Consider the following 17,392-nt stretch of genomic DNA (forward strand, 5'->3'; position numbering starts at 1 on the left):
TCACACGAAGAAGACCGCGACCACGAAGCAGACCGCCGCGAGCGTGAAATGCAGCCCGGCCATGCGGCGGCTCGCTGCCACCTCGCCGCTCGTGAGGCGGTCGTACACGTCGCGGAACCGGTCGCGGGGTCGATTCTTGAGCACGATGCCGACCACCAGCACCGCCACGGTCGGCACCGCATAAATCGCGGTATACCCCGCGAGCGCGGCAACAGCTGCGGCACCTGGAACCTCGGCGTCGATGAGCCGCTCCACGGCGAAGAACATGGGGAACGCGTTGGGGAGGTCGGCGAGCGTCGCGACGACACCCAGCGGGAACGCGGTGACGGGACTCACCCAGCGCAGCAGCGGATACCCGCGGCGCTCGCGCGTGCGGAATCGTCGGACCCCGAACACGACGAACATGACGCCGAAGCCGACGAAGATGACGCGCCGCATCCACGTCGCCAGATCCTCAACGAGCGTGCCGGCGAAGCTCGCCCCGAAGTACACGAGCATCGTCAGCCCGAAGAACGCGACGACCGCGCCAGCCGCGTACACCCAACCGGTCGCGACGGGCCGCTGCACGGTGAGCAGGATGAGGATCACAACGGCGATCGTCGACAGGTTCAACGAGTCGACGACCGCGAGGCCCATGAGCGCCGCCACCAGGCCGCCGCTCACCGCTCGTTCCCCCGCATGCCGTGGACTCTACCGGGCGCGGCACCCTCACAGGCCTCTCGCCTCTCGCCCCTCGCGATGTGGCACCCCGACAGCGCATGCGTGGAGGCCAGCCGTGCGCGGCGAGGCGAGGCCCCCGGGAGACACCCTCTGATTGCTGCCCGCGCAGTCAGGGTGACGTGGCACACGGATCGATCGCAGATTGCGCAAAGCACACCCCACGTCACCTTGAGTGTCAGCCCGGCGACCCAGAGCGTCCCGATGAGCGCCGCAGACGCGGCACCTCATCGACGCAGTCGCCTCAGCGCGCCGGCACGTCCGCGAGCGCCGCGGCGAGCGCATCCGTGAACCGGTCGATGTCGTGCTCCTGGAACGACAGCGGCGGCCGCACCTTGAGCACGTTGTTGTTCGGCCCCGCCGTCGAGGTGAGCACTCGGTGCTCGCGCAGCGCGTTCACAATCGCGAGCGCCGTCGCCCCGTCCGGGGTCTTCGAGGCGGGGTCGGCCACGATCTCGACGCCCGTGAACTGGCCAGCCCCGCGCACGTCGCCGATGCGCGCATCCCCCACCGACAGGATCGCGGCCCGCAGCTGATCGCCGACGACTGCCGCGCGCTCGGGCAGACCCTCGTCGCGCAGCACGTCGAGCACCGCCTGCGCGGCAGAGATCGCGACCGGGTTGCCGCCGAAGGTGTTGAAGTACGGGATGCCCGTGGCGAACGGCTCGAGCACCTCAGGGCGCGCGGCCATGCCGGAGACGGGGATGCCGTTGCCCATGGGCTTCCCCATGGTCACGATGTCGGGCACGATGTCGTGCCGCGCGAAGCCCCACATCCGGGGGCCGAGGCGACCGAAACCGGGTTGCACCTCATCCGCGATCCAGACGCCGCCCGCCTCGTGCACGGCGTCGAACGCGGGCTTGAGAAAGCCCGTCGGGTCGGCGGCGACGCCGTCGGAGGAGAACACCGAGTCGGCGAGGAACGCCGAGAACTTCACCCCGTGCTTGGCCAGGTCGGCGATCGCGGCGCGGATGTCGGCGGCGAGCTTCTCCCCGACCAGCTCCGGCGCGGTGCGGTAGGTGTCCGGCCCCGGCACGGTCCGCACCTCGAGCCCCAGCGTCTGGCCGCTGCCGAGCGCAGGAGACACGGCCGAGGTCAGCCCGGACGTGCCGTGGTACGCCTCGCTCGTGACGATGACGCCGCTGCCACCCGTGTAGGCGGCCGCGACGCGCAGGGCCAGGTCGTTCGCCTCCGAGCCGGTGCACTGGTACATGACCTGGCCGATCTCGGCGGGCATGGTCGAGAGCAGGTCCTCGGTGTAGTCGAGGATCGCCTCGTGCAGGTAGCGCGTGTGCGTGTTGAGCGTTCCTGCCTGCGCCGCCATCGCCTCCACGACCCGCGGATGCGCGTGGCCGAGGCTCGCGACGTTGTTGTACATGTCGAGGTACTCCACGCCGTCGCTGTCGTAGAGGTACGTGCCGCTGCCCCGCACGAGGTGCACCGGGTTCGAGTAGAACAGCCGGTAGGAGGGTCCGAGGAGCCGCGTTCGCCGCTCGATCATGGCCGAGGTCTCGGTCGCCGCGGAGGACTCCCCCACCCGGTAGCTGTTGCCGTCCATGATCGTCGATCTGCTCACGTGGCGTGTCCTCTCCCGCGGGCGCACTTCGCCCGTTCGGCGCTTCGATCCTGACCGGCGCGGGCACTCGCACTGTTTCCTCCCGGTAAATCGTGTGTAACGAGTGCCCATCTGGGCCGCGTGTTCAGCGAATCAGCACCTAGACATGGAACACCCCGCACTCAGCCGGCACACACCAGAGCCGCCGCGACCCGCGCATCCGCTGCCCGGATCGCCCCAGCCCGAGGAGACGACCATGATCGAGGCAACGCTCAAGCAACCCGTCTCGGGGCTGCGCGTCTTCGACGCTCTCATCAAGGGGGAGGCTGCGCCTGCATGGCTGCACGACGGGATGCTCGCTGCCTTCGGGATTCCGCAGGAGGCGTCGACGAAGCTCATCTCCGTCTCCGAGAACGCCTCGTACCTCGTCGAGCTCGCCGGCCGGCCTGCGGGCGTCGTCCGCCTCCAGCAGCCCGGCTACCAGGAGGGTGATGAGCAGCTCCGCTCGGAGATGCTGTGGGTCGAGGCCATCCGCGACTCCGGATGCGCGGACGTCCCGTCCCCGATCCCCGGGGCGGACGGGCAGGTGACGCAGAGCATCCAGTCGCCGGACGGGCTGGCCCTCAAAGCGGTCTACTTCGAGCACGTGACCGGCTCTATCCTGCAGGACGTCGACGACGCCGCTCCGTGGTTCACGGAACTCGGGCAGATCACGGCACGCCTGCACGATCACGCCCGCAGCTGGCGTCGGCCCGCCGGCTTCGACCGCTTCACCTGGGGCCTCCCCGACCTGCTCGGCTCGACGGCGAGGTGGGGCGACTGGCGCCGCGCGTCACTGACCCCGGCGCAGCTCGACCACCTCGAGCGCGCCGAGATGGCGGCGCTCATGCGCGTGCAGTCGGCGCCCGCCGGCTGGCAGGACTGGGGCCTCGTCCACTCAGACCTCCGCCCGACCAACGTGATCCGCGACGGCGAGCGCCTCATCGTCATCGACTTCGACGACTCGGGCTTCAGCTGGTTCCTTTACGACTTCGCGTCGGCCCTCACCTTCCAGGAGCACAAGCCGGAAGTGCGCACGATGGCACGGAACTGGATCGATGGATATCGATCCGAGGGCCAGCTCACCGCAGCGCAGCTCGAGCTCGGCTGCGCACTCTCGATGGTGCGCACCCTCACGATGCTCGGCTGGAGCACCACGCACCGCGACGAGGCACTGCCACCCGACCTGCAGGGCGGTGGCGTCATCGACGCGGCCATCCTCGCCGCCGACAACTTCCTCGCCTCGCCCACCTGGCTCGTCGACTGACTTCGGGGCGACTGCGCCCCGACTGCTCCACCCGTGCATCCCGCACGCCTCTCTCCCATGACCCCAACCCAAGGAGCCATGCATGCCCGCTGCCGATCTCGCCTGGATGCTCGCCGCATTCGGTCTCGTCCTCCTGATGTTCCCCGGAATCTCGTTCTTCTACGGAGGAATGCTCAACAGCAAGAACATGCTCAACATGGCCATGATGGTCTTCGGATCCATGGCCGTGGTCGCCGTCATCTACGTGCTCTTCGTGCACGGCATGGTGCTCGGCAACTCGGTCGGCGGCGCCGGAATCATCGGCGACCCGCTCGCGTTCGTCGGCATGGAATCGTTCATGACCGACGCGTCCGAGGGCGACATCATCTCCGTCGACGCGTACTGGGGCGCCTTCTACATCCTGTTCGCCGCGATCAGCATCGCGATCGTCGCATCCGGTGCCGCCGGCCGCATGAAGTACTGGGCGTGGCTGATCTTCGCCGCCCTGTGGACGATCCTCGTCTATGCGCCCCTCGCGCACTGGGTGTTCGCGTTCACGAGCGACGACGGCGAGACGGTCGGCGGGTGGATGCGCAACGTCCTCGGCCTGCACGACTACGCCGGCGGCACGGCGGTGCACATGAACGCAGGCGCTTCCGCCGTCGCCCTCGCGATGGTGCTCGGCCGCCGCAAGAACACGGAGCTGCGCCCGCACAACATGCCGCTCGTGCTGCTCGGCGCCGGCCTCCTGTTCTTCGGCTGGATCGGCTTCAACGGCGGCACGGCCGCTGGCGCGAACTTCCTCGCCGGCTACGTCGTGCTCACCACCACCCTCTCCGCCCTCACGGGCGCGTTGGGCTACCTGCTCATCGAGCGCATCCGCGACAAGCACGCCACGACACTCGGCATGGCAACCGGCATGATCTCGGGCCTCGTCGGCATCACCCCCGCAGCGGATGCGGTCACCCCCGTCGGCGCCCTCGCGCTCGGCTTCATCACGGGTGCCGTCGTAGCGCTCTGCATCGGCTGGAAGAACCGCGCGAAGGTCGACGACGCGCTCGATGCGTTCTCCGTGCACGGTATCGGCGGCATCGTCGGAGCCCTGTTCGTGGTGTTCCTCGGCGCAGCCGCGGCACCGGCCGGCATCGCGGGCGTCTTCTTCGGCGGCGACCCGAGCCTCCTCTGGCGGGAGCTGATCGCCATCGTCGTGACCTGCGTGTACGCGTTCGTCGTGACCTACCTCATCGCCTGGGTCATGAACAAGATCGTGCCCATCCGCGTGCCGGACGACGTGGAAGCGGTCGGTCTCGACCGTGGCATCCACGCCGAGCGCGCGTACGAGATGGAGACTCGCTGACCATGATGGGTGCATCCGCCCGACCACAGTTCGCCCCGCGCGACCAGAACACGCAGACGCCCCGCGTCCCGCACGACCAGAACACGCAGACAACGCCCGCACAGAAGAGGAGCGCCCGCCGATGAAGCTCGTGACCGCAGTGATCCAGCCCACGAAGGTCGACGACGTGAAGGACGCCCTCGAGGCGGCAGGCTTCACGGGCCTCACCATCACCGAGGTGGAGGGGCACGGCCACCAGAAGGGCCTCACCGAGTACTACCGGGGGCAGGCCGTGAAGGTGTCGTTCCGCGCCAAGACGCGCGTGGAGGTGCTCGTCGCGGACGAGACCCTCGACAAGGCGCTCGAGGTCGTCGTCGAGGCGGCCCGCACGGGCAACGTCGGCGACGGCAAGGTGTGGGTGACGGATGTGAGCCACGTCATCCGAGTCCGCACCGGCGAGTCCGGACCCGCCGCCGTGTAGCTCGCGCCGGCCGGCTCCCAAGAGCGTTGTGGCCCGTTGTTGTTCCCGGCACTGGGAGCAGCAACGGGCCACAACTTCGTGCCTTGGAGTTGGTTCCCCGCAGCCTCAGGTGTCGGGATGCTCACGGCGGCGGGCGCGGTAGGCCGCGACAGCCGTGCGGTTCGCGCAGCGCGTCGAGCAGAAGCGCTTCGTGCGGTTGCGGGTGAGGTCGACGACGACGCCGTCGCAGCCGTCGGCGTCGCAGGTCCCGAGGCGCGACATCTCGTCTGAGCGGATGACGTCGACGACCGCGAGCGCCGTCTCGACCGAGATGCGCTCGTCGAGGGGACGGTCTGCGTCGACTGCGTGCAGGTGCCAGTCGTGGGTGTCGTGGCGCACGAGCTGCGGGGTCGCGTTGTACTCGGTGAGCGTCTGGTTGACGAGGCTGGCCGCGAGGTCCCGGTCGGCGGTGAGGAGCTCGCGGAGCTTCGGTCGGATCGCTCGAACGCGCTTGAATTCTGCGTCGTCGCCGTCGAACCGTCCCGTGTAGCCGCGGTCGCGGAAGAAGTCGGCGAGTTCGGCGCGCGTCTGCAGCGTCAGCGGGTCGATGTCGCTGTTGACGAGGGCCGCTGCGGCGGCGAGCGCCTCCTCTGTGTCATTGGTGAAAAGCACCTTTGCAGATTACCAAAGCGAGACTAGTGTCATGTTCTATGGACACCAACGCCAATGACGTCGCGTTCAGGGACGCCTCCGCGACAGCCAGTGTCGCCGCTCCGAACGCGGCCCCGCGTACTGCGGCCTCGCCCGCGAACAGCTCGCGTCTCGCATCCGGCCTGCTGTTCGCCCTCATCTCAGCCGGCGCCTTCGCGCTTTCCGGCCCGTTCGCCCGCGGCCTGCTCGATGCCGGCTGGACACCGGGAGCCGCCGTCACCGCACGCGTCTCCCTCGCCGCGCTGGCGTTGGCCCCCGTCGCCGTGCTGGCGCTGCGGGGACGCTGGCGGCTCCTGGCTGCACGCCGCAACCTCGTGACACTCGTGGTCTACGGCGCCATCGCCGTCGCGGGCACGCAGCTCGCGTACTTCTCGGCCGTCGCGACCTTGCAGGTCGGCGTCGCACTGCTCATCGAGTACACGGCACCGGCCATCGTCGTGCTGTGGATGTGGATGCGACACCGCCAGCGCCCCCACGCGCTCACGCTGCTGGGTGCGGTCATCGCGGCGGGCGGGCTCCTGCTCGTGCTGCAGATCTTCGGTGGCGTGCAGCTCGACCTCGCCGGTGTGCTGTGGGCGCTCGGCGCGATGCTGGGCGTCGCCTTCTACTTCGTCATGTCCGCGGACACGGAGACGGAGCTTCCGGCGACCGTGCTCGCGGGCGGTGGGCTGTTGGTCGGAGCGGTTGTGCTCGGGCTCGCGGGCCTCGTGGGCGTGCTGCCGATGAGCGTGACGGATGCGCCGGTCGAGTTGGGCGGGGCGTCCATGCCGTGGTGGGTCGCCGTGCTTGTCCTCGGTCTCGTGACTGCGGCGGGGGCCTACGTGACCGGGATCGCTGCGGCCCGTCGCCTGGGTCCGCGCCTGACGTCGTTCGTCGGACTGTCCGAGGTGATCGGCGCCGTGCTGTTCGCGTGGTTGCTGCTCGGCGAGCTCCCGAACGGCGTGCAACTTGCCGGTGGCGCGCTGATCCTCGTCGGGGTTGTCGTCGTCCGGCTTGGCGAGGCCCGCATCACCCGCTGACCTGCACGGTTCGCTCGGCTCGCGGCGGCGGCTCAGGCGCGGGGGCCGGGCACGCTGACCAACATCAGTGCGATATCGCTCGAAAACCGGCGCAAGCCGGCCGCGCGGGCCGATTCTGCACTCATGTTGGTCAGGCGAGCTGGCGCGCGGTGCCGATTCGCGCGTCCCAGAGCCGCAACTCGGTGGCCTGCGCCTCGATCGGCTCCAGCTCGAGCGCCGAGAGTGCGCGCTCCAGATCGGCGAGCTTCAGGCGCCGGGCAAGGGTGACGTGCGGCGTCCAGTGTCCCGGCGTCGTGTTCGGCAGGTCGGTGGCGGACGGCAGCATCCCGGCGAGTGCGTGCACCTCGGCGTGGAGGTCAAGCAATCCGCTCGTCGGCAGCACACTCCGGGCGAACACCGCGCGGTCGCCGTGCCGGAACAGCATGGGCGCACCCAACGTCACCGCCAGGGGAAGGCGACCGGATGCTCGGCGCACTTGGGCAGACACGAGTGGAGGATGCACCGTCACAGCATCGAGCTCGGACTCTGCGGCGGCGACAGCACCAGCACCAGCGTTCAGCCCGGCAGCGTCGACCGGGGCGACGCGGCCGCGCACCAGCAGCGACAAATGCGGGCGATTGCTGGCACTGGTGTGGGCGCCCATGCTCGAGACGCCGAGCTCCTGCAGCATCCGCCACTCGTCCCGGATACGAGCCTCGGTCAGCTCGTCGAACAGCAGCTCGAGGCTGACGATCTCACTCACGCGTCACTCGCGGGTTGGCCAACCAGACACTCCCGCCGACCTGCCCCACCTCAGATCGCGCGGAGCGCGGCGGCGACAGCGCGCTGGCCGGTCGCGTCGAGTTCGTGGACCGGCCTCGGCAGGTTCACTGTCGGCACGAGACCGAGTTGCGCGGCGATGGCGGATGCGACGCGGTAGCTGCCATGGGCGCGGAACAGCTCCCACAGCGGGTCCAGTCGCGCCGAGAGCTGCAGGGCGAGTTCGGCTTCGCCAGTCAGCGCGGCGCGGGTGATGGCCAGGCACTCCGCGGGCAGGACGCCGGCGAGCACCGAGTACCAGACGTCGCACCCGCCGAGCAGGCCGGCGGCGGCGTAGGGGTCGCCGCTGATGCCGACGGAGATCGGGTGGCCGACGGCGTCGCGCAGCGCGGTGACGCGTTCGCTGACCTGGGCGACGTCGAGGGAGGCCGGCGGGATCTTGATGGAGCGCACGAGGTCGAGGCCCGCGATGCGCGCGTGCAGGGTGTCGCTGACGACGATCCCCGTGGTGGTCGGGTTGTCGTAGACGATGATCGGCAGGCTCGATGTGGCGGCGACGTCTTCGTAGAGGCCGTAGACCTCGTCCTCGGTGAGCGGCTGGTACGACACGGGGGCGAGCAGCACCGCGGCAGCGCCTGCGTCCTCCGCGGAGCGCAGGTTGTGGAGCACGTCGCGGGTCCGGAGCGCGCCGATACCGACGATCACCGGCACGGGCCCGGCGTGCTGCACCGTGAGCTTCGCGACGGAGGCGCGCTCGGTGACGTCGAGGTAGGCGTAGCTTCCCGTCGATCCGAGCGCGCTGATGGAGTCGACGCTGGCCGCCTGCATCCGCTCGACGAGCCCTGCGTAGCTGGCCGCATCGACGCCGGTGGAGGTGATCGGGGTGAGCGGGAAGGCGCTGAGGCCTTCGAACAGTGGATCAGACATGGGGTCCTCCTCCGGCGGCGGGCCAGGGGAGGTTCAGCGCGGCCCACTGGAGCAGCAGCACGGTCTTCGCGTCCTGGATCTCACCGCTCGCGATCATCTGCAGAGCCTCGTCGAAGTCGAGTGCGACCGCTTCGATCTCCTCGCCCTCCTCCTCGACACCCCCGCCTCCGGAGACGGGGGCGTTCGCCGACCAGGGTGCTGCGAAGAAGTGGATGCTCTCGGTCACCGATCCTGGGCTCATGAAGAGCTCGAAGACGGGCGTCACCTCGCCGACGACGACGCCGAGCTCTTCTTCGACTTCGCGGCGGATCGCGTCTTCGGGTGAGTCTCCGTCGAGGAGCCCCGCGGCGGTCTCGAGGAGCATGCCGTCTTCGTGTCCGTTGACGTAGACGGGGTACCGGAACTGGCGGCCGAGGAGCACCTTGCGGCTGTCGAGGTCGTAGAGGAGGATCGTGGCGCCGTTGCCGCGGTCGTAGGTCTCGCGCTGCTGCGTCGCCCACTCGCCGCCGCGTCCGCGGTAGCGGAACGTCGTGCGCCGCAGCACGTGCCAGCCGTCGGAGGTGACCTCGACGTTCTCGACCTCGACGTTGGGGTTGCGGGTCAGGTCGCGCCCGACCTGGTCGAGGCCGGTGCGACCGCGACTGTCGGGCACGTCGACGCCGAGGTGCCCGTGGGTGTGTGGATGCGACATGCCCCAAAGATACGCACGAGCTTGGGCGGGCGCATCTGGAAATACGCCGTAACCCTGATCGCCCCGCACAGCTCGGGGGAATAGCTTGCAGTTACAACTGGTTGTTGCCGTACGGGTGGCCGCGGCCACCTTCCCCGCAGACCCGCGCACAGCGCCAAGAACGGAGTCACATGACCGAGCAGCTGACCGTCCGCAACGAGACCTCCGTCCCGATCCTCGACGCCCTGTCCGACCGGTGGAGCCCGCGCGGCTTCGATGCGGACCACGCGATCTCCGACGAGGACCTCACGGCGATCTTCGAGGCGGGCCGCTGGGCACCGTCCGCGAGCAACACGCAGCCGACGACCCTCGTGGCGGGCGTTCGCGGAACCGCGACGTTCGACCGGATCTACGGCACCCTCATGGACTTCAACCTCGCCTGGGCCGATCGCGCCTCGCTGCTCATCGCCGTCACCGTCGAGCACGAGCGCGACGGGAAGGCGCTGCGCTGGGCCGAGTATGACGCGGGCGCTGTTGCCGCGCACCTCTCGATCGAGGCGCAGTCGCGTGGTCTCCACACGCACCAGATGGGCGGCTTCCACGTGGATGCGCTCGCCGAGGCGCTCGAGCTCCCCGCCGGTCGGACCCCGATCACGGTCATCGCCGTCGGCCAGCACGACGACTCCGACGCCGTGAGCGAGCAGATCCGCGCCCGCGACACGTCGCCCCGTTCGCGGCGCGAGCTGACCGACTTCGCATCGATCGAGCGCTGACCGGGGCCTCACGAGGCTCACCGCCCGGCATCAGCCGGGTGCCGTAAGAACAGTGACCGTGGCCACACGGCCATGCCGCCCGGGTCGCCCCGGCCCGCATCACCAGAAGCAGAGGACAGCACGATGACGGATGTCAGCACAGCAGACCGCGCCAATCGCTTGGCAGAACTTCACCAGGCCCAGGAGATCCTCCGAGTCGTGAACGTGTGGGACGCGATCAGCGCCCAGACCGTCGCGGCCCTCCCCGAGACGAAGGCCATCGCGACCGCGGGCCACTCGATCGCTGCCTCCTACGGGTACGCGGACGGCGCCATGCCACTCGACGTGGCCCTGGCCGGCGCGAAGGTGATCGTCGACGCCATCGACCTCCCCGTGACGGCCGACCTCGACGACGGGTACGAGGACCCGGCCGAGACCATCCGCCGCGCCATCGGATTCGGCATCGTCGGCGCGAACGTCGAGGACCGCCTGCGCCCCTTCGACGAGTCGGTCGCCCGCGTCGCCGCGATCATCCGCGCGGCTGAGGCGGAGGGCGTCAACTTCCAGCTGAACGCCCGCACCGACGCCATCGTGCGCGGCGGCGAGCGCCCCATCTCCGAGAGCATCGACGACGCGATCGCGCGCGGTCGCGCGTTCCTCGACGCTGGCGCATCCCTCGTCTTCGTGCCGGGTGCCGTCAACCGCGAGACGGTCGAGCCGCTCGTCGAGGGTCTCGGCGTCGGCAAGCTGTCCGTCATCGGCCTCCCCGGCGCGCTGACCGCCGCGGAGTTCGAGGAGCTCGGCGTCGCCCGCGTCTCCTACGGGCCGCTCACGCAGCGCGTCGCCCTGCGCGCGCTGCGCGACCTCGCCACCGACCTGTACGGCACGGGTGTCATCCCGGAGGACACGCCCGCACTGAACTAGTCGCGACCCCCCATTCCGGGGCCGACCAGGAGCGGCCTTGTGGCCGTCAGAGCTGAGTTCTGACGACCACAAGGCCGCTCTCGGCGTTCAGAACGCGGGCCGCGACGACTCGGCCTAGGGCTCTCGCACATCACGAACCGGGGCGCTGAGCGCAGCAGCAGCGGCGACCAGGTCGGGGTGTCCGAGCAGGCCGCGCCGCCCGTGCATCGAATACGTCGCCATGACGATGGCGAGTGGCACGTGGTCACCGACAAGCATGAGCGGTTCCGCATCACCGAACTGCAGGGTGAGCGTGCGCTCGCGCATTGACGGATAGCTGGCCACGACGCCCGAGTACCAGAACGACAACCACCGCCCACCCGCAAAGCACACGAGGCGCTGGTTCGAGACGAGGACACGAGCGGTCTGCCACTCGCGCCACTGCTCCGCGGCTTCCATCTGAGCTCGAGATCGCGCCGAGGCGTTGCCCATGGCGGTCACCGCGAGACCAGCCAGGACGAAAGCCGGGTGGCCGAAGAAGAAGCCTGAACTCGTCGAGTACGCGACGTCGCGGCCGTAGTACCGCGCATAGGTCGCCGGCGTGTCCTGGAAGAACACCTCGCCGTCCGCGGCTCCGAAATCCCAGACATCGATGGTCTGCGGAACGCGTTCATCGAGCATCTCATCTCGGAAGCGGAGCGCGGCCGCAAGCCGGTCATGCGAGTACCGCTGAGTCTCGAGCTGCGAACGCTCCTTGCGCGTGTAGTTGCCTTTGCGGTGCCTGCTCTCTCGTCGATTCGCAGCCGCCCCGCGAAGCGACGCCCGCCCGAGTCCGAAGAGCAGAAGTACTGCGAAGAGAACGCTAGCCCAGAACAGCAGCGCCAGGCCGAGACCCCTGAGTGTCCGGGCGACGTCATCTTCCGCGTACGGACCCCCGTCATACCCGGTGAAGGCCAGGGCGACGACAGCCGCGGTGAGCGCAAGCGTTCCGGCCAGCGCAAGCAGCGGCAGCGCCCAACGTCCTCGCCTCCGCAACTTCTCGGCGTTGCTGGATTCGGTGGCGCCTGACTCAGTACGAATCCGGGATGCCCACCGACTCTCCATGGCGTGCAGGAGGTCGACGCGGACGACGTACGTCGACAGGATCACCAGCGCGAGCAGCGCGGCGGGGAGGAGCAGGAAGTACGCGAGCGTGGCGAAGCTGAACGCGACCTCGTCTGCCCCTGGACCGAGGTGGAGCCCCTCGAGCAGCTCAGGCGCGGTGGCCAGCCCGAAGATGACCAGGGCGACGAGCATCCCGAGCCAGATGAAGCGACCGACCTGAGAGCCTCGTTTCGACGTCATCCTGCCAACGTACGACCGCCCGCCGACGTTCGGCCAGGTCAGTCCTCCCCGCTCCGTCGCAGAAGCGGAAACGGCACCCGAATGCGGGTACGAGGACGACCTCAGGCGGTGACGCCGACCTCGCCGGTCACCGGCGCCGCCTCCGCGGCGCGCTTGCTGGCGCGGGCGCCGAGCGTCGCACGGAACCACAGCGCACCCGCGACGGCGAGGCACACCATGAACGCGCCGAACGCGCTGACGACCGGCACGAGCGCCTCGCTCGGTCCCACGACGAACGGCATGAACGCGACGACGAAGAAGGCGACCACGGCGATGGCCGGCGAGAAGAGCAGGGGCAGCGTCCACGTCTTGAAGAGCGGCGTCTCGCGGAGCGCGATCCACCCGAACGTCGTCCCGACGGCGTAGACGGCGTAGACGATGAGGCCGACGATGAAGACCAGCAGCACGAACGGCACGAGCGTGCCGAGGAAGAACTGGTAGGCGTCGCGACCGAACAGCACCATGACGTCGTCACTCGCGACCGGCGCGGACGTGAGCCTCCGGAACGAGAGGGCGAGGACGCCGACGATGCCGAGCACGGCGACGACGGGCGCGGCGATGAGTGGCAGTATCCAGCGCAGGTGCTCCATGCCGCTCAAGATAAGCGCGGATGCGGACAGGCGATGTGCACGACGCGCCCGAGTTACCCACCAGAGATGTCCGGCACCACGCAGCCGCTCCCCGCGCATCCGCTGCCCCTCGCCCCTGCCCCCGCCCGCATCCACCACGCGAAAAGTGAGCCAGGCGCAGGCTCCAGCGGACTGGAGGATGCATCTGGCTCACTCTTCGGCCACGGCTAACCGGGGCTCGGGCTGCAAGCAGCGGGGCTGCCGCCTACTCCACGGCTGCCGTGTGCGGCGTCGTCGACTGCACGTTGAGCGAGTCGCCATCGCTCGCCACGACCACCGAGACGGTGTCGCCGTCGCGCACGGTGCCCGCGAGGAGCGCCCTCGCGAGGCGGTCGTCGATCTCGCGCTGCATGAGGCGCCGCAGCGGCCGGGCCCCGTAGATGGGGTCGTAGCCGCGCTCGGCGAGCCACGCCCGCGCATCGTCGTCGACCTTGATCGTGAGCCTCCGCTCACCGAGCCTGCGCTGCAGCCGGTCGATGTAGAGCGCCACGATCTGCGCGAGCTCGTCCTGCGAGAGCGCGCTGAACACGACGATGTCGTCGAGTCGGTTCACGAACTCCGGCTTGAACGACTGCCGGACAGCCGCCATAACGCGGTCCTCGCGCTCCTCCTGGGAGAGCAGCGGGTCGATGAGGAACTGCGAGCCCAGGTTGGAGGTGAGGATGAGGATGACGTTGCGGAAGTCGACCGTGCGGCCCTGCCCGTCGGTGAGCCGACCGTCGTCGAGCACCTGCAGGAGGATGTCGAAGACCTCCGGATGCGCCTTCTCGACCTCGTCGAACAGCACAACCGAGTACGGCCTGCGCCGCACGGCCTCGGTCAGCTGTCCGCCCTGCTCGTAGCCGACGTACCCCGGAGGGGCGCCGACGAGCCTGGCGACGGAGTGCTTTTCCCCGTACTCGGACATGTCGATGCGGATCATGGCCTTCTCGTCGTCGAACAGCAGCTCGGCGAGTGCCCTCGCGAGCTCCGTCTTGCCGACTCCGGTGGGGCCGAGGAACAGGAACGAGCCGGTGGGGCGGTCGGGGTCCGCGATGCCCGCGCGGGTGCGGCGGATCGCGTCCGCCACCGTCGCGGCGGCCTTCTCCTGCCCGACGAGTCGCTTGCCGAGCTCCGCCTCCAGGTGCAGGAGCTTCTCCATCTCGCCCTGCAGCAGCCGCCCGACGGGGATGCCCGTCCACGCGGCAACGACCCCGGCGATGTCTTCCGCCGTGACGTGGTCGTTGACGAGCTTGGGTCCGCCGTCCTCGGTGGCTTCGGCCTCGTGGAGCTGCTTCTGGATGCCGGGCAGCTCGCCGTAGAGGAGGCGCGACGCGAGCTCGAGGTTGCCCTCGCGCTGCGCCCGGTCGGCGCGCATGCGGATGTTGTCGAGCTGCTCGCGCAGCTCACCGATGCGGTTGAGGGAGGCGCGCTCGACGTTCCAGCGCTCCTTCAGCTCGCCGAGGCGCGCGTTCTTCGCATCGAGGTCGGCGCGAAGCGCGGCGAGGCGCTGCTTGGACGCGTCGTCGTGCTCCTTCTTGAGCGCCAGCTCTTCGAGCCGCAGCCGGTCGACCTGCCGCTGGAGCGTGTCGACCTCGACGGGCGAGGAGTCGATCTCCATGCGGAGGCGGGACGCGGCCTCGTCGATCAGGTCGATCGCCTTGTCCGGCAGCTTGCGGCCGGTGATGTAGCGGTTCGAGAGGGCGGCGGCGGCGACGAGCGCCTGGTCGGCGATCGAGACCTTGTGGTGCGCCTCGTACCGCTCCTTCAGGCCGCGGAGGATGGCGATCGAGTCCTCGACGCTGGGCTCGCCCACGAACACCTGCTGGAAGCGTCGCTCGAGCGCCGCATCCGACTCGATGAACTGGCGGTACTCGTCGAGCGTCGTCGCGCCGATGAGGCGCAGCTCGCCCCGGGCGAGCATGGGCTTGAGCATGTTGGCGGCCGAGATGCTCGACTCGCCGCCGCCGGCGCCCATGAGGGTGTGCAGCTCGTCGATGAAGGTGATGATGCGGCCGTCGGACTCGGTGATCTCCTTGAGCACGGCCTTGAGGCGCTCTTCGAAGTCGCCTCGGTACTTGGCGCCGGCGATGAGCGCCGACATGTCGAGGCTCACGAGCTCCTTGTCTTTGAGCGACTCGGCGACGTCGCCGGCGACGATGCGCTGCGCGAGGCCTTCGACGACCGACGTCTTCCCGACGCCGGGCTCACCGATCAGCACCGGGTTGTTCTTCGTGCGGCGGGTCAGCACCTGGCTGACGCGGCGGATCTCGGAGTCACGACCGATGACCGGGTCGAGCTTGCCCGAGCGGGCGATGTCGGTGAGGTTGATTCCGTATTGTTCGAGTGCGCTCTTGGCCTCTTCGTCTGGTGCCTGAGCGCCTTGCATGTTTGCCATGGGGCTCCTTCGAGAACGTTGCTTGCGACTCAAACCGTGAAAAGTTGAGTCGAGATGGCTCAAGTTTAGGACCTGACGCGCGACATCGCCACTGGAATGCGCTTCGCTCAGTCAACTCCCAGCGGGAGTTGAGCGCGCATTCTGTGCCCGTGACCTGGACTTCTCCGGACGTGGCAGAGTTTGCTGCATGGCCGATGCCCGTGAAGAATCCGCACTCCCCATTCACTCGCTCCGGGTCGGCAGCGTGGAGCTCCTCGGCGAGACGTTCTCGGTCGTGAAGGCGGGCGAAGCCGAGGTCGTTCGCGCGGCTGGTTTCGGTAGCCCGAGCTCGCTCGCCTACTCGACCTTCGGGCGACAGGCCGAGCTGCTCGCGGTGCGTGAACTGGGCGGCAACGACACCGCGCTGGCCGCCGTCCGCGCCTATGACGACGGCGACGCCTCCCTGCTCGACGAGGTCGACGTGCACCAGGACGGCACCGAGCTGCGGCGCGCCATGTGGCGGGCGGCGAGGCTCGTCGAGCCGGGCACCCTCGCGAGCTACGGCGACGTGGCCGCGATCGCCGGGCATCCACGTGCCGCCCGCGCGGCCGCGAGCGCCTGCGGGGCCTGCCTCGTGGGACTCTTCGTGCCCGTCCACCGCATCGTGCGCGCGAGCGGGAAGCTCGCGGGTCATGCGGACGACATCGCCGTGCGTCAGGCGCTCATCGACCACGAGCGGACGATGGGGATGGGCCGCTGACGATCAGGATGGGACGGCGGTGGACCTCCGCGCGTGCAGCACGGGCAGGACGCGTGTGCGCTGGACTGGACGACTCGGCCCCTCATCGAGACGAGACACCATCGTCTCGACGGCCAGGCGCCCGATGTGCTGCTTGGGTGGACGCAGCGCCGTGATGGGCGGCTCTGCATTCTGCGCGACCTCATCGTCGTAGGCGATGACCGCGAGGTCGTCCGGTATCGACCAGCCATGGTCGCGGGCGTACTGCTGCAGGAGCACCGCCTGGGGGTCCGAGTGGATGAGCAGGGCGGTCACCGAAGCTCGGCGGCAGTCGCTGAGGACTCGCGCGATGAGCTCTTCTCTCGCCTGCCCGTCCATGGCGTCGAGGTTCGCGTCGACGTCGACGTCCGTCTCGAGGCCGAGCTCCGTGACGGCAGCGCTCCACCCTTGCCGGAGCTGCGCTGAGGTGGGAGAGCCGGCCGACGTCAGGATGCCGACACGACGGTGTCCGAGCGCCGCAAGATGCTCCGCGGCGAGGGAACCGCCGAAGACGTGGTCCGTGGTGACCCACTCGAGACTCGTGAGCGAGCCGGCAGCGGCGGCATGGCGTTCCGCCAGCACGACGGGCACCGGAAGGGACTCCAGCCAGTGCAGGAGCGCCCAGCCGTCTGCGCCGGCCGTCTCCGGTGCCGCGATGATCCCGTGCAGACCTCCGGATTCGACGAGGGACGAGATCTGGCGACGCTGATCGTCGACGGAGTAGCTGGCACCGCGCAGCACGAGCTGCACGCCGAGGTCGGTGGCCGCTGCTCGCGCACCGACGATGACCTGGGGCCAGTAGTAGCTGAGCGAGGGGGTCACCATGCCGACCCGGAAGCGGATGGGGGTCGCCTGTGCGGCAACGGTCGGCACCGACGTGTCGAGGCGACTCCGCAGGGTCGCACCGCCGTGGACCCTGGTCAGGAGGCCACGATCGGAGAGGTTCGTGATGTCGCGTCGGATCGTGAGCTCGGACACCTCGAGCTGCCGCGCGAGCGCGGCCACGCGAACCGAGCCCGCACGGCGGAGCTCGCCGAGGATGCGTTCGCGTCGCGTGAGACCGAAGGGCGGCATGTCGTCCACAGCCCTGAGCGTACAGAGGTGTTCGCTTCGGGTCGAGCATGAACGATCCTGTTCGTTTTGCTGGCGGTT

17 protein-coding genes are annotated in these 17,392 nt (G+C 69.4%); 7 read left to right on the forward strand and 10 right to left on the reverse strand.

Annotated features, from left to right (window positions below; translation table 11 throughout):
- Complete coding sequence (locus tag F8O03_RS17305; RefSeq protein ID WP_151424979.1) at window positions 1–663, reverse strand: GAP family protein; 663 nt, start codon at window positions 661–663, stop codon at window positions 1–3.
- A 298-nt stretch (window positions 664–961) separates the two neighbouring features.
- Complete coding sequence (locus F8O03_RS17310) at window positions 962–2,293, reverse strand: aspartate aminotransferase family protein (protein WP_208851903.1); 1,332 nt, start codon at window positions 2,291–2,293, stop codon at window positions 962–964.
- A gap of 235 nt (window positions 2,294–2,528) precedes the next feature.
- Between F8O03_RS17310 and F8O03_RS17315 the strand changes: the two genes are divergently transcribed.
- The 3 genes from F8O03_RS17315 (at window position 2,529) to F8O03_RS17325 (ending at window position 5,374) form a co-directional block, all read left to right on the forward strand.
- Complete coding sequence (locus tag F8O03_RS17315) at window positions 2,529–3,578, forward strand: phosphotransferase enzyme family protein (RefSeq protein ID WP_167516626.1); 1,050 nt, start codon at window positions 2,529–2,531, stop codon at window positions 3,576–3,578.
- Between the two features lie 82 nt (window positions 3,579–3,660).
- Window positions 3,661–4,914, forward strand: a complete 1,254-nt coding sequence (locus F8O03_RS17320; protein WP_151424981.1) for an ammonium transporter — start codon at window positions 3,661–3,663, stop codon at window positions 4,912–4,914.
- Window positions 4,915–5,035: 121 nt separating this feature from the next.
- A complete protein-coding gene (locus F8O03_RS17325) occupies window positions 5,036–5,374 on the forward strand; it encodes a P-II family nitrogen regulator (RefSeq protein WP_104254769.1) in 339 nt (112 codons plus the stop codon).
- A 105-nt stretch (window positions 5,375–5,479) separates the two neighbouring features.
- Here F8O03_RS17325 and F8O03_RS17330 read toward each other — a convergent pair whose 3' ends face one another.
- Window positions 5,480–6,025: a CGNR zinc finger domain-containing protein gene (locus F8O03_RS17330; protein ID WP_151424982.1), complete on the reverse strand. Its 546-nt coding sequence runs from the start codon at window positions 6,023–6,025 to the stop codon at window positions 5,480–5,482.
- A gap of 38 nt (window positions 6,026–6,063) precedes the next feature.
- On the opposite strand from F8O03_RS17330, the gene F8O03_RS17335 reads away from it, so the two are divergent.
- Window positions 6,064–7,083 (forward strand): EamA family transporter, encoded by a 1,020-nt coding sequence (locus F8O03_RS17335; protein ID WP_151424983.1) that lies wholly within the window; start codon window positions 6,064–6,066, stop codon window positions 7,081–7,083.
- A 130-nt stretch (window positions 7,084–7,213) separates the two neighbouring features.
- Here the strand turns inward: F8O03_RS17335 and F8O03_RS17340 are convergent, their stop codons facing one another.
- From F8O03_RS17340 to F8O03_RS17350, 3 genes are read right to left on the reverse strand one after another with little or no spacing between them, the layout of a single operon-like run.
- Window positions 7,214–7,825 carry a 2'-5' RNA ligase family protein gene (locus F8O03_RS17340; protein ID WP_151424984.1) on the reverse strand — a complete coding sequence of 204 codons (612 nt, stop codon included), beginning with the start codon at window positions 7,823–7,825 and terminating at the stop codon, window positions 7,214–7,216.
- 50 nt (window positions 7,826–7,875) lie between these two features.
- Window positions 7,876–8,769 carry a dihydrodipicolinate synthase family protein gene (locus F8O03_RS17345; protein ID WP_244296357.1) on the reverse strand — a complete coding sequence of 298 codons (894 nt, stop codon included), beginning with the start codon at window positions 8,767–8,769 and terminating at the stop codon, window positions 7,876–7,878.
- On the reverse strand, window positions 8,762–9,460 hold the full coding sequence (locus tag F8O03_RS17350) for an NUDIX domain-containing protein (protein ID WP_151424985.1): 699 nt from the start codon (window positions 9,458–9,460) through the stop codon (window positions 8,762–8,764). The genes F8O03_RS17345 and F8O03_RS17350 overlap by 8 nt, the downstream gene beginning before the upstream one ends.
- Before the next feature lie 170 nt (window positions 9,461–9,630).
- Here F8O03_RS17350 and F8O03_RS17355 point away from each other — a divergent pair, with 170 nt between their 5' ends.
- The gene (locus F8O03_RS17355) at window positions 9,631–10,212 is read left to right on the forward strand and encodes a nitroreductase family protein (protein ID WP_151424986.1); all 582 of its coding nucleotides are present in this window, start codon (window positions 9,631–9,633) and stop codon (window positions 10,210–10,212) included.
- A 123-nt stretch (window positions 10,213–10,335) separates the two neighbouring features.
- Entirely contained in the window at window positions 10,336–11,115 is a 780-nt protein-coding gene (locus F8O03_RS17360; RefSeq protein ID WP_151424987.1) for an isocitrate lyase/PEP mutase family protein, read from the forward strand.
- 114 nt (window positions 11,116–11,229) lie between these two features.
- Here F8O03_RS17360 and F8O03_RS17365 read toward each other — a convergent pair whose 3' ends face one another.
- From F8O03_RS17365 to F8O03_RS17375, 3 genes are all read right to left on the reverse strand, one after another.
- The gene (locus F8O03_RS17365) at window positions 11,230–12,438 is read right to left on the reverse strand and encodes a hypothetical protein (RefSeq protein ID WP_151424988.1); all 1,209 of its coding nucleotides are present in this window, start codon (window positions 12,436–12,438) and stop codon (window positions 11,230–11,232) included.
- Between the two features lie 101 nt (window positions 12,439–12,539).
- Window positions 12,540–13,067, reverse strand: coding sequence for a hypothetical protein (locus F8O03_RS17370; RefSeq protein ID WP_151424989.1), 528 nt, complete (start codon window positions 13,065–13,067; stop codon window positions 12,540–12,542).
- Window positions 13,068–13,311: 244 nt separating this feature from the next.
- On the reverse strand, window positions 13,312–15,483 hold the full coding sequence (locus F8O03_RS17375) for an ATP-dependent Clp protease ATP-binding subunit (protein ID WP_104254787.1): 2,172 nt from the start codon (window positions 15,481–15,483) through the stop codon (window positions 13,312–13,314).
- A 187-nt stretch (window positions 15,484–15,670) separates the two neighbouring features.
- Between F8O03_RS17375 and F8O03_RS17380 the strand changes: the two genes are divergently transcribed.
- Entirely contained in the window at window positions 15,671–16,222 is a 552-nt protein-coding gene (locus F8O03_RS17380) for a methylated-DNA--[protein]-cysteine S-methyltransferase (protein ID WP_151424990.1), read from the forward strand.
- Between the two features lie 3 nt (window positions 16,223–16,225).
- On the opposite strand, the gene F8O03_RS17385 is transcribed toward F8O03_RS17380, so the two are convergent.
- Window positions 16,226–17,314, reverse strand: coding sequence for a substrate-binding domain-containing protein (locus F8O03_RS17385; protein ID WP_151425021.1), 1,089 nt, complete (start codon window positions 17,312–17,314; stop codon window positions 16,226–16,228).
- Window positions 17,315–17,392: the final 78 nt, after the last annotated feature.

The sequence above is a fragment of the Pseudoclavibacter terrae genome, assembly GCF_008831075.1.
Lineage (GTDB): Bacteria > Actinomycetota > Actinomycetes > Actinomycetales > Microbacteriaceae > Pseudoclavibacter > Pseudoclavibacter terrae.

Coding starts and splice junctions, on each gene's coding strand:
- F8O03_RS17315 (WP_167516626.1), top strand. CDS start 2,529: ATGATCGAGGCAACGCTCAAGCAACCCGTCTCGGGGCTGCGCGTCTTC.
- F8O03_RS17320 (WP_151424981.1), top strand. CDS start 3,661: ATGCCCGCTGCCGATCTCGCCTGGATGCTCGCCGCATTCGGTCTCGTC.
- F8O03_RS17325 (WP_104254769.1), top strand. CDS start 5,036: ATGAAGCTCGTGACCGCAGTGATCCAGCCCACGAAGGTCGACGACGTG.
- F8O03_RS17335 (WP_151424983.1), top strand. CDS start 6,064: ATGGACACCAACGCCAATGACGTCGCGTTCAGGGACGCCTCCGCGACA.
- F8O03_RS17345 (WP_244296357.1), bottom strand. CDS start 8,769: ATGTCTGATCCACTGTTCGAAGGCCTCAGCGCCTTCCCGCTCACCCCG.
- F8O03_RS17350 (WP_151424985.1), bottom strand. CDS start 9,460: ATGTCGCATCCACACACCCACGGGCACCTCGGCGTCGACGTGCCCGAC.
- F8O03_RS17355 (WP_151424986.1), top strand. CDS start 9,631: ATGACCGAGCAGCTGACCGTCCGCAACGAGACCTCCGTCCCGATCCTC.
- F8O03_RS17360 (WP_151424987.1), top strand. CDS start 10,336: ATGACGGATGTCAGCACAGCAGACCGCGCCAATCGCTTGGCAGAACTT.
- F8O03_RS17365 (WP_151424988.1), bottom strand. CDS start 12,438: ATGACGTCGAAACGAGGCTCTCAGGTCGGTCGCTTCATCTGGCTCGGG.
- F8O03_RS17370 (WP_151424989.1), bottom strand. CDS start 13,067: ATGGAGCACCTGCGCTGGATACTGCCACTCATCGCCGCGCCCGTCGTC.
- F8O03_RS17375 (WP_104254787.1), bottom strand. CDS start 15,483: ATGGCAAACATGCAAGGCGCTCAGGCACCAGACGAAGAGGCCAAGAGC.
- F8O03_RS17380 (WP_151424990.1), top strand. CDS start 15,671: ATGGCCGATGCCCGTGAAGAATCCGCACTCCCCATTCACTCGCTCCGG.
- F8O03_RS17385 (WP_151425021.1), bottom strand. CDS start 17,314: ATGCCGCCCTTCGGTCTCACGCGACGCGAACGCATCCTCGGCGAGCTC.